9 protein-coding genes and 1 pseudogene are annotated in these 13,457 nt (G+C 37.4%); 6 read left to right on the forward strand and 4 right to left on the reverse strand.

Features of this window, described 5'->3' with window-relative positions; all coding sequences use genetic code 11:
- Window positions 1–70 precede the first annotated feature (70 nt).
- Window positions 71–202: pseudogene (locus R2S10_RS24715) on the reverse strand (TerD family protein); the annotation flags it as partial.
- Between the two features lie 369 nt (window positions 203–571).
- Here R2S10_RS24715 and R2S10_RS07860 point away from each other — a divergent pair.
- Window positions 572–1,930 (forward strand): hypothetical protein, encoded by a 1,359-nt coding sequence (locus R2S10_RS07860; RefSeq protein ID WP_316839906.1) that lies wholly within the window; start codon window positions 572–574, stop codon window positions 1,928–1,930.
- Here the strand turns inward: R2S10_RS07860 and R2S10_RS07865 are convergent.
- Window positions 1,913–3,301 carry an FAD-binding oxidoreductase gene (locus R2S10_RS07865; protein ID WP_316839907.1) on the reverse strand — a complete coding sequence of 463 codons (1,389 nt, stop codon included), beginning with the start codon at window positions 3,299–3,301 and terminating at the stop codon, window positions 1,913–1,915. The genes R2S10_RS07860 and R2S10_RS07865 overlap by 18 nt on opposite strands.
- Window positions 3,302–3,596: 295 nt before the next feature.
- Between R2S10_RS07865 and R2S10_RS07870 the strand changes: the two genes are divergently transcribed.
- The gene (locus R2S10_RS07870) at window positions 3,597–4,382 is read left to right on the forward strand and encodes a DUF4846 domain-containing protein (RefSeq protein ID WP_316839908.1); all 786 of its coding nucleotides are present in this window, start codon (window positions 3,597–3,599) and stop codon (window positions 4,380–4,382) included.
- Between the two features lie 115 nt (window positions 4,383–4,497).
- On the opposite strand, the gene R2S10_RS07875 is transcribed toward R2S10_RS07870, so the two are convergent.
- Window positions 4,498–7,701, reverse strand: coding sequence for a TonB-dependent receptor (locus R2S10_RS07875; protein ID WP_316839909.1), 3,204 nt, complete (start codon window positions 7,699–7,701; stop codon window positions 4,498–4,500).
- Window positions 7,702–7,917: 216 nt separating this feature from the next.
- On the opposite strand from R2S10_RS07875, the gene R2S10_RS07880 reads away from it, so the two are divergent.
- Window positions 7,918–8,817 (forward strand): metallophosphoesterase, encoded by a 900-nt coding sequence (locus tag R2S10_RS07880; protein ID WP_316839910.1) that lies wholly within the window; start codon window positions 7,918–7,920, stop codon window positions 8,815–8,817.
- A gap of 101 nt (window positions 8,818–8,918) precedes the next feature.
- Here the strand turns inward: R2S10_RS07880 and R2S10_RS07885 are convergent, their stop codons facing one another.
- Entirely contained in the window at window positions 8,919–9,392 is a 474-nt protein-coding gene (locus R2S10_RS07885; protein WP_316839911.1) for a 3'-5' exonuclease, read from the reverse strand.
- A gap of 228 nt (window positions 9,393–9,620) precedes the next feature.
- Between R2S10_RS07885 and R2S10_RS07890 the strand changes: the two genes are divergently transcribed.
- From R2S10_RS07890 to R2S10_RS07900, 3 genes are read left to right on the forward strand one after another with little or no spacing between them, the layout of a single operon-like run.
- Entirely contained in the window at window positions 9,621–9,896 is a 276-nt protein-coding gene (locus R2S10_RS07890) for a hypothetical protein (protein ID WP_316839912.1), read from the forward strand.
- A 40-nt stretch (window positions 9,897–9,936) separates the two neighbouring features.
- On the forward strand, window positions 9,937–10,743 hold the full coding sequence (locus tag R2S10_RS07895; RefSeq protein ID WP_316839913.1) for a GLPGLI family protein: 807 nt from the start codon (window positions 9,937–9,939) through the stop codon (window positions 10,741–10,743).
- Window positions 10,744–10,748: 5 nt separating this feature from the next.
- Window positions 10,749–13,367 carry a carboxypeptidase-like regulatory domain-containing protein gene (locus tag R2S10_RS07900; RefSeq protein ID WP_316839914.1) on the forward strand — a complete coding sequence of 873 codons (2,619 nt, stop codon included), beginning with the start codon at window positions 10,749–10,751 and terminating at the stop codon, window positions 13,365–13,367.
- Window positions 13,368–13,457: the final 90 nt, after the last annotated feature.

Below are 13,457 nucleotides of genomic sequence, written 5' to 3' on the forward strand. Positions count from 1 at the left end.
TATTTGTTTTTACGTAATCTTGAAGTCCACCTTTCATTCCAACTCCAACAGCTTCAAATTTCCATTCTCCGATCATGAATACTGAAGCGTCCAGATCGAAGTCTTGACCACTAGCAGAACTATTGGTATCCCATCCTAGCCCAACAGTAAATTTTGGAGCTTTTAAATTTTCACGTTGTCCTTTTTGTAGATTAATTGCCATGTGTGATAATAAGTTATTTTTTAATGTGTCTAAAAAAAACGCTAGAATCTTAAAATCAGAAATTGCAACACTAATTACTTCGAAAGTTTCCTTCCTTTCCAGCTTTATATCAAAACCAGAAGGTTTTTATTTTGAAGAGTCGCGTTAATTATTTTTATATCCTAGTTATAATTGCTTGTTTTTGTTTAATTCAAATATTATCAAAAATATCTACAAACTAATGCGATATAATAAAAAATAAAATATGGGTTCCATAATCATAAATGACCATCGATTTCTGTATTTCGATAAAAAACAAAGAATCATCAATTTGATGGTAAACAGGGTTACCTAATCTTTAATTGCGTATAAATTGAAACGACAATCATTATGCTGAGCTCCGATCGATTTAAACCTTTAAGCACTTTACCTTTTCTCATTTGCTTGTTCCTACTCCTACTCAATGATTTTTATCTTAAAGGAGCTTTTCATAATATGCTGACAGGTAAGCTATCTGATTTTTGTGGGTTATTTATCTTCCCAATTTTCTGGTCGGTCTTTTTCCCCAAACGGAAGCTCGCTGTATTTCTACTTACCGGATTGTTATTTGTGCTTTGGAAAAGCGAGTATTCGGCTTCGTTCATTACCTTTTTCAGCAGTGCTTTTTTTCCTATTCAACGTGTTGTAGATCCTACGGATCTTTTGGCTTTGTTGGTTCTGCCACTGGCTTGGTACAGTTTAAATATTCGTACTTTAAATCTTAACCTCAATCCTTCTTTTATCGCCATTCTGGCATTTTTCGCATTTTGTGCGAGTAGCGCTCCCAGGTATTTTCAAGGCTTTGATCAACCACAATATGTACTTTTTAAGTCTAATGTATTGCCAGATTCTACCTATTATGATGGGGATTTCTCGGTTTACCATTTCGATTCCTTACTGGTAGTGGAGGTGAAACAATTGATAAGCAGCAGGAGGCCCGTTATAAACGATGATTACCATAAAAACACCATCGTTCAGCAGCTGGATGAGAGCATCCTCAATCAGATACAAGGCATTAGAAGCCTGATGACACCTGGAAAAATCAGCTCCATAAGTATTAAAACACCACATTATGAAGATTTGCTAAGGTTTAAAGGTGGACGTTTAGATGGTAAATTTGTCAGGAAAGATGGCAATCAGGTATTGATTGAAGGCTTTTATAAAAATGGTATTGAGGATTCTACCTGGACTTCCCGGGATTCCTTGAATAATGTCATCACTAAAAAGACTTTCATAAAAGGGGAAACTACGCTAATCCAGCAATTCAAAGGTACTGAGCTGATCGATTCCAGTAAGCCTGATACCCGGGCAGATGTGATTACCAGGAAGTATGTTCAGCTGGTCATATTGGTGCTGTTGATCACTTTAATGGTGGTACTCATCGTAAAGAATTACCGTAAAACCTGCCCGGAAACACTACAAATGAGACTAGTTTGGAAATGGGTGTTATGCTTTACTCTCCCAATCTCAGTTTGGCTGGCACAGATGGTAATATCAGTTTTCATTACTGATCATTATTCCATACCACTCGGCTTTATCATTAACTTCATTCTCATTTATATGTATACGCTTCCGCTTTTTGTGGTCATCATTTTCTGGATCAAATTGAGGATGAAAATCGATATCCTCTGGTATATTTTACTGTTTGCGTTATTGTCTACTGTAGTGCTGGAAAGCTTTATGCTAATAGAATTATCTGATGTTGGTTAAGTGCGGCTGAGGTTTATACTTATCATAGAACTGGTTTTGAAACACCAGTAAAGGATCATACTTCATCTTCAAATCAAAAAAAGAAGGAGCTTTAGGATAGGCGCTGTACATCAGCTCCTTTGTGGCATGTAAGCGATAAGGCAAATAGTAAGTCCCTCTAAACCGGATCGCCATCACAATGAGCTGCTGTGTCAAGGCCTTCATCTGGGCTTCTGCTTCCTTGTCTTTCTTTTGATTGAATAACATGACCAGGCCAAACATATCGTCGTTAGCATAAGCTAAATAGCTATCCTGATCGCTGTTTACATTTCTAACAGTAATATTTAACAGATCAACATTAAAGTTAGGGATGGTCTTTTGAAGCGCTCCAATAAAACCGGCTAATGAATCGCCAGGGACAAAATATTCATGTAGAATATCTGTGTAATTTGAATCCGTATTTTGAAATACTTCTACGCCTTCGCTCAATAGTTTGTTTCTCGAAAAAGTGGTCCCATTGATTGCTTTAGCCGCTATTTTTTCTACCTTCCAACGCAGGTTTTTCCCATAGCTACTATTCACAGAGCCTCTAAACAGAGTTCGTCTAAAAGCGGTAAAGCTATATTTATTACTATTTCGCTCGGTTATTGTTTTTTTAATGCTGTAGGTAGAAAGAATCGCTTCTTCCATAAAATTGTCTGGGTTTACATTGATTCTTCCGTAAGCCATTTCAACATCTTCCCCCTCTTTAAGCTGCTTTTTAAATACATCGAAGTAATCCTTGCTCTTAATGATGTACTGTCTGGCTTCGTAAATGTGGTTATCCGTTACTTTCAATTTCAGATCCAATATCACCCCAAAGAGCCCGTATCCTCCTAAAACCAGTGAAAATAACTCCGTATTTTCATTTCTGCTGCATTGCAATATTTGCCCATCTGCAGTTATCAATCTAAAAGAAACTACGGTTGAGGCTATTGGGGAAGTGTTTGCTTGCCATCCATGACAGTTTACACTAACTGATCCACCTACAGAAAAAGAGTTGTTGGACTGCATCACTTTGACTGATTTCTGGTATTGGTTTAAGTAGGGAATCACCTCAGACCACAGTGCTCCGGCGCCAACAAGTAATATATGTGTACTGGTATCGAGTTTCATGTAATTGAAATTTCTCATGTCCAAAACTATCCCATCTTTGAAAATGGTATGTCCGCCCATAGTATGTTGGGCACCAGCAATGGAAATAGATTTGTGTTGTGCTTTGGCCGCTGTAATCAGTGCTTTGATCTGCGAAGTCGCCTCATCCCTATTTTTTGACACTTTTACCATAGTATCTATCCTTACTTCATTTAAATGGCTGGCATCCTGAATCGTACTGGATTTCTGTGTTGTCAAGGTTTTAGTATCCCTGGCATAAACATAGAAGAGAAAGCAAACTGGCCAAAGCACAAAGGCCAACAAAATGAGAAAGCAAGTTAACACTAGTTTTCGTACAGTAATTATAGTGGTCATAAAGAAAGCGGGATAAGCGATGTAGTTTCGCTCTAGCAAGGTAATTATTTCAGCGTATAAAAAGGACTGATGCCTTAATTGTAAAAGTTAAAAGCATCAGGGTTAGAATTAAAAGCTTAACTTCCTTCATCTAAATTGGAATTCGACCACCAATCCTACTAGCTTTGTACTTAGAAAAATGAAAACACTAGCGCTCTATTCCATCTTAACTTTTCTGCTGATGCCGGTCTTTGCCCAGGAAGTTCGAGACATCCCAGGTCCGGCAAATTTCAAGCGATTGAAATCTGAATCTGGATCATTTCCCTACTGGCTGCAACACTTAAAGCTGAAGAAAGACAATACGGTATATCTTTATAATGGCAAGAAAAAAAAGAATCAACAAGCCCAGTATGCGGTATTAGACATCAGTATTGGGAAAAAGGACTTACAGCAATGTGCCGATGCGGTAATCCGCCTTTACGCAGAATGGCAATATTCAAAAAAACAATACTCAAAAATCATGTTCCTGGCTACTGATGGTACGCCTATGGATTATGCTTCCTGGCGACAAGGGTATCGATTTGTACTGCATGGTGAAAAATTGAAGAAGGTAAAATCCAGGGGTATTTCTGATCAACGAACTGATTTTGATGACTACCTACAAACCGTGTTTACCTATGCCGGCACCTTATCCTTAAGCAGGCAACTGAAGCAGGTTAGCTCAGTAGATGATATTCTTCCAGGGGATGTATTTCTGCAAGGAGGATCGCCTGGTCATGCGGTCATGGTAATGGATTTATCGATAAATACTGGCGGGGAGCGGCGTTTTCTCTTATCTCAAAGCTATATGCCTGCTCAAAACATTCATATCCTCAAAAATCCACGATCCATTAGTCCTTGGTATAGTAATAAATTCCGTACGGAGCTGGCTACACCAGAATGGGTTTTTCAGACTGGCACATTATATCGCTGGCTAAAAACCTAGCCAGATGAGTTGATTTTCTATGGCATTGTGGGCAGAACATTTATTGAAGCGCCCGAATGTATCGGGTGCTTCAATAAAATATTCATTTCTAATTTTGTCCAGCTTTTGAACTTTGTTAAAATCCGTATCTCAAACCAATTTGAAATTGGTATGGATTACCTGAAGGATTCACAATACCAGAATTATTCACTTTGTAATTGAATGACTTTGTTGCTGAATCGTAGTTTGGAACTGCGGGGATAGCAGGTGTCGTAGGCGTTGCCTTTACCTCTGCACGTCCGTTTAAAGCATACAATGACTGATTACCCATGGACTCATTTACACCCCATGTTTTCTTCAGTAAGTTGGCGAAGTTGAAGATATCGCAGGAAACATCGATGGCATGTGTTTTATAAATTTTAAACTTCTTGCTTACCCTAACATCTACCACACCAAAGAATTCATTGATACCGCCATTACGCTGCGCAATTTTACCTGAATATTCCTGAATATAATCTTTTAAGCTTTGGCTGGCAAGAGGATTGTCCAGTATCGCTTGTAAACCATCGCGAACATTTTGAGGAACAGCTTGGTTATTTCTATCGAAAACATAAGCCAAATCGTTGCTAGGTACAAAGTCGCCATTGTTGTTCACACCAGACAAAAGGCTGTAACGTGTACCACCAATTCCCGAATAACGAACACCAACAGTTACTCCATAGAACGTTGGAAGTGTACCGTAAATCACTAATTTACTTCTGAATTGACCATCCGAATAAGTAATGTGACTTAAATCTCTCGGATCATCTTTTACAGGCAATGATAAAGTTGCAGAGTTTGCTACGTTGCCATTGTAAGAAGTATTGTCTTTTGCATCGTTCCAGGTATAACTTGCAGAGATTTCACCGTCTTTGAAGTATCTCCATGTAGCATCAAGAACCACTGCAAACTGGTTTACTTTACCCTCGCTGTTTAGTTCTAAAACGCGGCCAAATTTATTACTGATACGACCTTGTTTCCAGTCCGGAGAACCATTGCTTGGCATCTCAGGTACAAACACACCACGATTGTCTTCATTAGGTAAGGTAAAGAATGGTTTAGCAACCATGTTTCTGTCTACGTACATATAGTTGTGTCGACCTAAACTTGCATAGCCGGTGATTCCAACTTTTAACCTATCGCTGATCAATTTACTGTAGGATAAATTGGCTTTATAGACTACAGGTATTTTTGCATCTGCACCATAAGTATTGATTGTTGGCAATTGTAATGACGCTAAGGTTGGCGCAGTAGCAGTACCGTTTCTGTATCCAATAAAGTCTGGTTTTGGAACATTTGTATTGATCACATCTACCGTTGCTAAATGTGTACCATCAAAGGTTAAGTTGTTAATGGTTACATAATTGTTTACATCAGAGCCGAATATACCTGCACCGAAACGAAGAAAGTCGGTTCTATTTTCGTTGATATCCCAATTGAATTGGATTCTTGGCTGGATTAAGAATTGTTTCAGCTTATGATCGGTTCTTACGCCTACTTCTTCCAACAATGTTTGGTTAAGTGCTGAGGTAGGATAAGAACTATAGTCTAAGCGCAAACCACCAATAAAATCTAGTCCGCGGGCTAATTTAGTTTGCATCTGCCCATACACAGCAGTATTCCAAATCCCTGCTTTAACTGTTGGATCTGCAACTAAGGGTACTTCACGGTAATATCGGTTTGGAAGCAAATTCCCAAAGTTCTCTAGTGAGGACCCTGCATCATTATTGGTATATTCAAATCTTCCGTTTACTTCACTTCCATAAAGTGATTTTGCATGGGTGTACATTAAATCCACACCGAATGTGTATTTAACTTTGTCTGTATTATAGTATAAATTATCTACCAACTGGAATACATTATTGGTAAAACCTTCTTGTCCAAAGCGGTGGCCACCAATTTGTATGGCAGTACTTGCGCTTGTACCATCCGACAATTTAGAAGGGATATTGCCGACCACTGCCCTTGGAATGGAAAAGCCAAGCTCATCGTTTTGTGTACTCGCCTGATAAGTATAAAGATGCTGTACTTTCAATTCGTTAGTCAGTTTGCTGCTTACATTAGAACGTAAAGTGGCCAATAAGCTGTTGTCTACATTTTTATCATTACCATAACTCTCGAAGAAGTTGATGGCCGTATTATCCGCCAAACCTAATGGATTTCTGTCGTTCGTATAGTTGTCACGAACAGTTAACAGGTTTTTCTCATTGATTTGCCAGTCGATACGAGCGAATGCAGCATCAGAACCACGGGTTCTGTCGAATGTACCATACTGAGGTGTATTTGCAACGCCATATTTTGAGCGTGCGATATCTAAAAAGTTAGATAAAGTAGCATTGGTAATTTTAAATCTCGCTTCATCTGCAGGGCCGTTAATGTCTGCAATAATTAAAGGACGAGAATCTTTCTGATGGTCCAATCCAATAAAAAAGTGCAGCTTATCCTTTATAATTGGTCCGCCTAACGTAAAGCCATATTGATAAGTAGAGAAGTCGTTATTACGCTTAACACCTCTGATATCATACGGGCTCGATAACCAGTCTGCTCTTCCATACATGAATGCGCTACCGGAAACTGTATTTGTACCGGATTTGGTTACCGCTGTAACCGTACCACCACCGGCTCTGCCTAAGGTGACGTCATATTGATTAGTCACTACCTTAAATTCACGAACAGCTTCCATGGAGATGGAGTAAGGTGCACCACTACGACTGGTTGTACTTCCCGATGAGGTTGGGTTTTTAGCACTCATTCCGTCAATGGTAAAATTAGTAGAGGAAGCTAGCTGTCCGGCAATTCCGTTTCCACGACTTAAAGGAGAAAGGTCCATTAAATTAGAGAAGTTACGACCATTTACAGGCAATTGGTTCATCGTTTTAGCAGATATTTCTGTCGATGCCCCAAAGTTCTGCACCTTATTTTTCAGGCCTGAAGCCACTACTTCCACCCCCTGCAAATCTTGTGAGGCTTCATTCATCACTATAGAAACTCTTGCTGCATCGCCAAAGTTCAGCGCTGCAAGTGTTCTGGTTTGTTCTGCATAGCCCATAAAAGTAGCTGTAATTGAATATGGGCCACCCAAAGGAAGCTCCTGAAAGGTATATTCTCCTTTAGCATTAGTAGAGGTTCTGCTGCTGAAGCCTGTAGAGGTATTTTTCACCTGAATGGAAGCTCCTGGAATTGGTTTCTTCTGTTGATCCGTAACCGTACCAAAAATAGAAGCCTGAGTAGTTTGTGAAAAAAGGGGATATTGAACACAAAAACACAGTGATAATACTGCAAATAGTAGTTTTCTTACCATAATATATTTAAGATTTTTTATGGTACGAAGATGTTGCTAGCGTATTAATTGAACTTTGATTTTAGAACAATAAATGATTATGAAATCAAGAATTCAGGGACTAATATTAAGAACATGAGATCATTACAGCTATTCTACCAAATGACAGTTCGACTATTTGACTTTTTTAAAAATAACTATCTTGCTTTATATCAATTAAACCTACATCGACAAATTATGGTAAAGACAAAATTTTATAGCATTGTGATTTGCTTTTTTTTATTTACCCATGTGATGGTTAAAGGACAGCAATCAATTCCAGTTCTTCGTTTTGGAGTAATTGCCGACATTCAATATGCGGACAAAGATGATCATGGCAGTAGATTTTACCGGAAATCGCTAGAGAAAATGGAAAACTGCATTGCGAATTTGAATCAGGAAAAACTGGCATTTAATGTTGTTTTTGGAGACCTGGTTGATCAGGGCCCTAAAGATTTACCACCTGTAATAGAACTGCTCAATACACTAAAAGCAAATTATCAGAACGTTTTAGGCAACCATGATTATGTGAATGTAAATGACCGAGAGCAGATCTATCAGCAATTCAACATGCCTTCCCCCTATTATGCCTTTGAAAAAGCAAATTGGATGTTTATCGTGTTGAATACAAATGAAGTTTCTGAATACGGCTCTAATATAGATTCTCCATTTCGAAAAGAATGGGAAGAACTTGCGAACAGTTTAAAAAAAGATGGAAGAAAAAATATGCTCCCATGGAATGGGGGGATCAGCTCTATACAGTTGACCTGGCTGGAAAACAAGCTCAAAAAGGCTCAAGAAAACAAACAGAATGTACTGGTTTTTAGTCACCACCCACTTTTCCCTGAAACGGGTTATGAAGCACTAAACAACCGGGAAATCCTGAATGTGCTGGATAAATACAACCATGTTAAAGGCATAATTTCTGGACATCACCATACGGGAAATTTTGCTTATTACCATAAGATTCCTTCGATCACCCTGGAAGGAATGGTAGAAACAGCAAGTGAGAATGCCTATGGGGTGATAGAACTATACCATAATAAAATTGTCCTGATCGGCCAAGGCAGAATGACATCAAGAACACTTGATTTTTAAGTTGATAACTAACCCAAAATAGGACCTAGCAGACATGGAAATAAACAAAGAAGCAAAACAGATCATATAGACTGGACTCATTTTATAGATATCCAGCTGAATTACTTACATAGATGCCTTTTATACAATTCCGCGCAAGCGAGTGCATCACTTAAGGCATCATGATGATTTAGTGGAATACGATGTTCCTGACATAAAACAGCGAGTTTCTGTTTGTAAATCTTATAGGTACATTGCTTTTCATACACTGGTTGTGCGATCTGGTAATAATCTAAGGTTTGCGCTAAACAGCTGAAATCAAAAGCACCATTGTGCGCTACTACTGTTTGTCCATCAATAAAAGAAGAAATTTCCCTCCATACAGCTGAAAAGTCCGGGGATCTGCGCGTACGTTCCGGAGTAATCCCGTGTACTTCAATATTCCTGTAGAAATAGATGTTATCCGGTGGACAAACCAAGCGGTTAATTGTCTCTTTAATTATTCCATTTTCAACTCGTACCAGACCAACCTGACAAATACTCCAGCGCTTGGCTTGAGCGGTTTCAAAATCAATTGCTGTAAAATTATGTTCCATAAATTATAATCGGGACTGTGCTTTAATTGAACCTATTGTCAGGTTCTGAAAAAATGTAATTCGTTAAGCGGCCAAAAGTACTAATTTAAAAGAACCTTCAGGAGCTGATCTGTTGCCTTAATTATTTATGCATATATGCTGAGTTATTTTATTAGAATAACGGGATTAGTTACAGTTTTTGAAAATTTAGCTCTACCTTATGAACAATTAAATCCTTTACAAAGAATCATGAAAAAATCCCTATTGTTAATCGCATTTGTTGCGATCTCTTTTACCGGTTTTAGCAAAGAAAACAAAACCACAAAAAACGTTATCAGGAATAAAAAAGTTAAAACGATTAAAAAAGCGACAGTCACTAAAAGAATGGAATGCTATCCTGTACAAATTAATGCCAGCTGCGGAACCTTTTTTGAAACCATGTGTAGTGAAGGAGGAAGTGCTTCGGAAAGACAACGAGCATTTGAAGTACTGAGCGACTTGTACAATAATGCCATTTGTAATTAATTATTAAATATCCCCATTCATCACCTTCCTATCAGCTCCTATGAAAAAGTATATTTTAATTGCAATAGCCCTCTTTCTATTTCTTAATGTAAGAGCCCAAAAGGGGGAACAGGCGTTGGTCACTGTTTTTTATAGGTTTCATCATTTAAAAGATTCACTAGATAAATCCAACCTTTATAAAGAAAGAATGGTTTTGTGGATAGGTAAAAATGCCTCAGTTTACAAAAGCTATGATAAAATTGTAAATGACTCTATTAAAAAAACAACTGTACAGGAAGATGGTAAAGGGGGATATATTATCAATACTTCTAATCGGAAGAAAACGACTGTAGATCAGATTTTCAATTATCCTTCGGATAAGAAACTGATTGTTTTAGACAAGCTGATTAAAACTTATGCCATTAATGAAACTTATCCTGATATAAATTGGAAAATTGGTCAGGATACCATTTTACTATCGGGAATAAAGTGTCAAAAAGCAGAGACCACATTTAAAGGGCGAAACTATACCGCCTGGTTTGCTCCTGATTTACCGTATAATACCGGTCCCTGGAAACTTTGTGGCCTACCGGGATTAATTCTTCAGGCCTATGACGATCAAAATGAAGTAGCGTTTATGTTCGATGGATTAAAGCCCGCCGAACCATTAGAAAGTATTGTTGTTCCAAGTGTAGCTATTGCAGCTAGTCCTGCAGATTACCATAAACTGCTTAACCTGTTAAGAAATGACCCTAGTGCTTTTTTTGCGCAAAATGAGGTGAATGGTGTGAGACTCTCGCCGAATAATCCTGAAATATTTAAGAATGCAAAAAAAAGAGACAACAATCCTATTGAGCTACAGCCTTAATGTTTTTGAAAAAGAGTCTTTTCTTATTGATGTTTAGTCTTTTCTTCATGAATATGGTCTTTTCGCAGGACTTTATTCATGGAAAAATAGCGGATTCATTGCGCAATCCTATCGCTTTTGCTAATGTAGCTTTATTAGAGAAGGGTGTAATCATCAGGTATACTCAAAGTAATAAGGATGGACAATATGCATTTAAGCAACAAGTCACAACGAGTTCAAAGTATACACAGTTACAATTTACCGCTGTGGGTTTTGAAAAGAAGACACTACCAATAACGGAAAGTCAAAAACAATATGATGTGCTGCTAAAATTATCACTACATATTCTAAATGAAGTTTTAATCAAAAGTAAGCCTGCCCCTATCCAAAAACGTGGAGACACCACAAACTTTGATTTTTCCTTTTATAAAACTCCACAAGATCGATCTGTAGAAGATGTTTTAAGAAAAATACCAGGAATCGAAATTTCTGACCTCGGTAAAATCAGTTATAACGGGAAATCCATCACCAGTTTTTTTATTGATGGAGATAATTTACTAGACGATAAGTATACTTTGGGTACCAAAACCATTCCTTCCGGGATGGTTGATACTTTGCAGGTTTTTGAAAACCATCAGCCGATAAAGGCGCTTCATAAATTCTCAGCCAGTGATAATGTTTCTTTAAATATCGTTCTTAATCCAAAAGCGAGAATTAAGGTCACAGGTCTTGCAAATTTGGGCCTTGGAACAAATGATCATTTCAAAGAAGAAATGAATTTAATGAGTCTAAAAAGGGGGTATAAGACCTTAAATATTCTAAAGTACAATAGCGATGGTTATGATTTAGCTAGAGAAATTACCGGGCATAACTTTACAGAGAAGAATAATGAATTAAGTCGGAATGTAAATGATGCCCTGATTGATTTGAATACGATTTCTGCACCTAATCTTAATCAAAATAAATACTTATTTAATCGCGCTTTCCTTAGCAGCAGCAATCAGCTATTTAAGCTAAAGAATGATGTTCAGTTAAAGCTTTCGGGGCATTACTTTAAGGACACACAACGCATTAGCTTCTCCAGATTAACGCAGCAAATAGTTTTAGCGGATACCATACGTTTTTTTGAAGAACAAAGTCAAAGGTATCAGCCACAAAAATTGGAATTCAGGGCGGATTTAACCATTAATAAAAAGAGTGATTACTTTAATAATACCCTGGTTTTTAAAAATGAAAGATCAGCTGTTCAGGCTTCGGTTAGGATTAATTCTAAGCCGGTAAATCAACTATTGAAAACAAAGCCTTATGAGTTTTACAATGAAGCAAAATACATTAGAGCCATTCAGAGCAACCAGGTATTAGAGTTTTCCTCTTTCATCAGTAAATCAAATAACCATCAAAATTTAAATTTAAGTCCCCCTGTTTTTAATGGATATGAAACACAGCAGGTCAACATGCCTCAACTATTTACGAACCATAGTGTAGCTTTAAAAGTCTCCAGTCGCAGAATTTTTCAGGAGTATAAAATCGCTCATACTTATGATGAGAAAGAAATTAATTCGGCTATAAATGATCAGTATACTGATCAACTTGGTAATCATTTGAGATGGAAATACCATAGGCTCCAATTCCAGCCATCATTTAGTTACATTGATGAAAAATTAAGGATATTATTGGCGCTGCCACTGAACTACAATAACTTTAATTATGGAGATGACCTTTATGGAAGTAGACAGCAACAGAATAAGCTTATTTTTGAACCTAAGCTCTCCTTTAAATTTAATCAGGGAAAAGAAAATAAGGTCAGCGTCCAGTATCAGTATAAAAATAATTTCGGTGATGCGGCTAATCAATATCAGGGTTATATATTGTTAAATTACAGAACGCTGAATGTTTACAATCCTGAATTTTTGTCCCAATCGAATACGCATAATTTTTCAGCTGGCTATAACTTCAGTAAGAGCATCAGCCTTTTCTCTTTTAATGTATTTGGCTTATATAGCATCAAGGAAAACAATGCTATTAACCGGATCAGTTTTAATGATTTCAATCAAACGACTTTACAGCTGCCTTTGGTTAACTATAACAGAAATTTATTGTTCATTGGAAATACGAATAAATATATTTACGAGCTGAGGACAACGGTTAAGGCCAATTTTGCTTTGCAACAGCTTTACACTAACCAGGTTCTAAATACACAGCTATTGCCATTTAAGACCACAGTCTATACATTTGGAGGCGGTACAGATACAAAATTCAGTGATCAAATTTATTTGAGATACAATGCTTCTTATATTCCAACGAGTTCCAAAACAAGGGCTACTAAATCGAGGGCACAACATACTAATTTTATAAATCAGAAAATGGAGTTGGTACTCCTGCCAGTAAAAACGCTGGTTTTTAAAATGAATGCGGAGCATCAGTATTACAAAAGCACCAATAGTAATGCTTCAAAGTATTTGTTTATAGATGCCGATTTGAGTTGGAAATTTGCGAAAACAAGGCAGGAGCTCCGGTTTTCAGCGATTAACCTTACTAATATAAAATCTTATAAAACAAATTATTTGTCTGCCTATACCAGTGCAAATACCAGCTACCAGCTTTTAGGTCGATTCTTTCAGGTAAACTATATTTTCAATCTATAGAGACTGAACACAAAAAAGAGGTTGCATCATTTTTTCATCAATGATGCAACCTCTTTTTCAGTACATTTTTTTTCCTGGAAATGAAGCCGT

Origin of the sequence: Pedobacter gandavensis (genome assembly GCF_032678745.1) — a bacterium.
In the GTDB taxonomy this organism is placed as follows: Bacteria; Bacteroidota; Bacteroidia; order Sphingobacteriales; family Sphingobacteriaceae; genus Pedobacter; species Pedobacter gandavensis_C.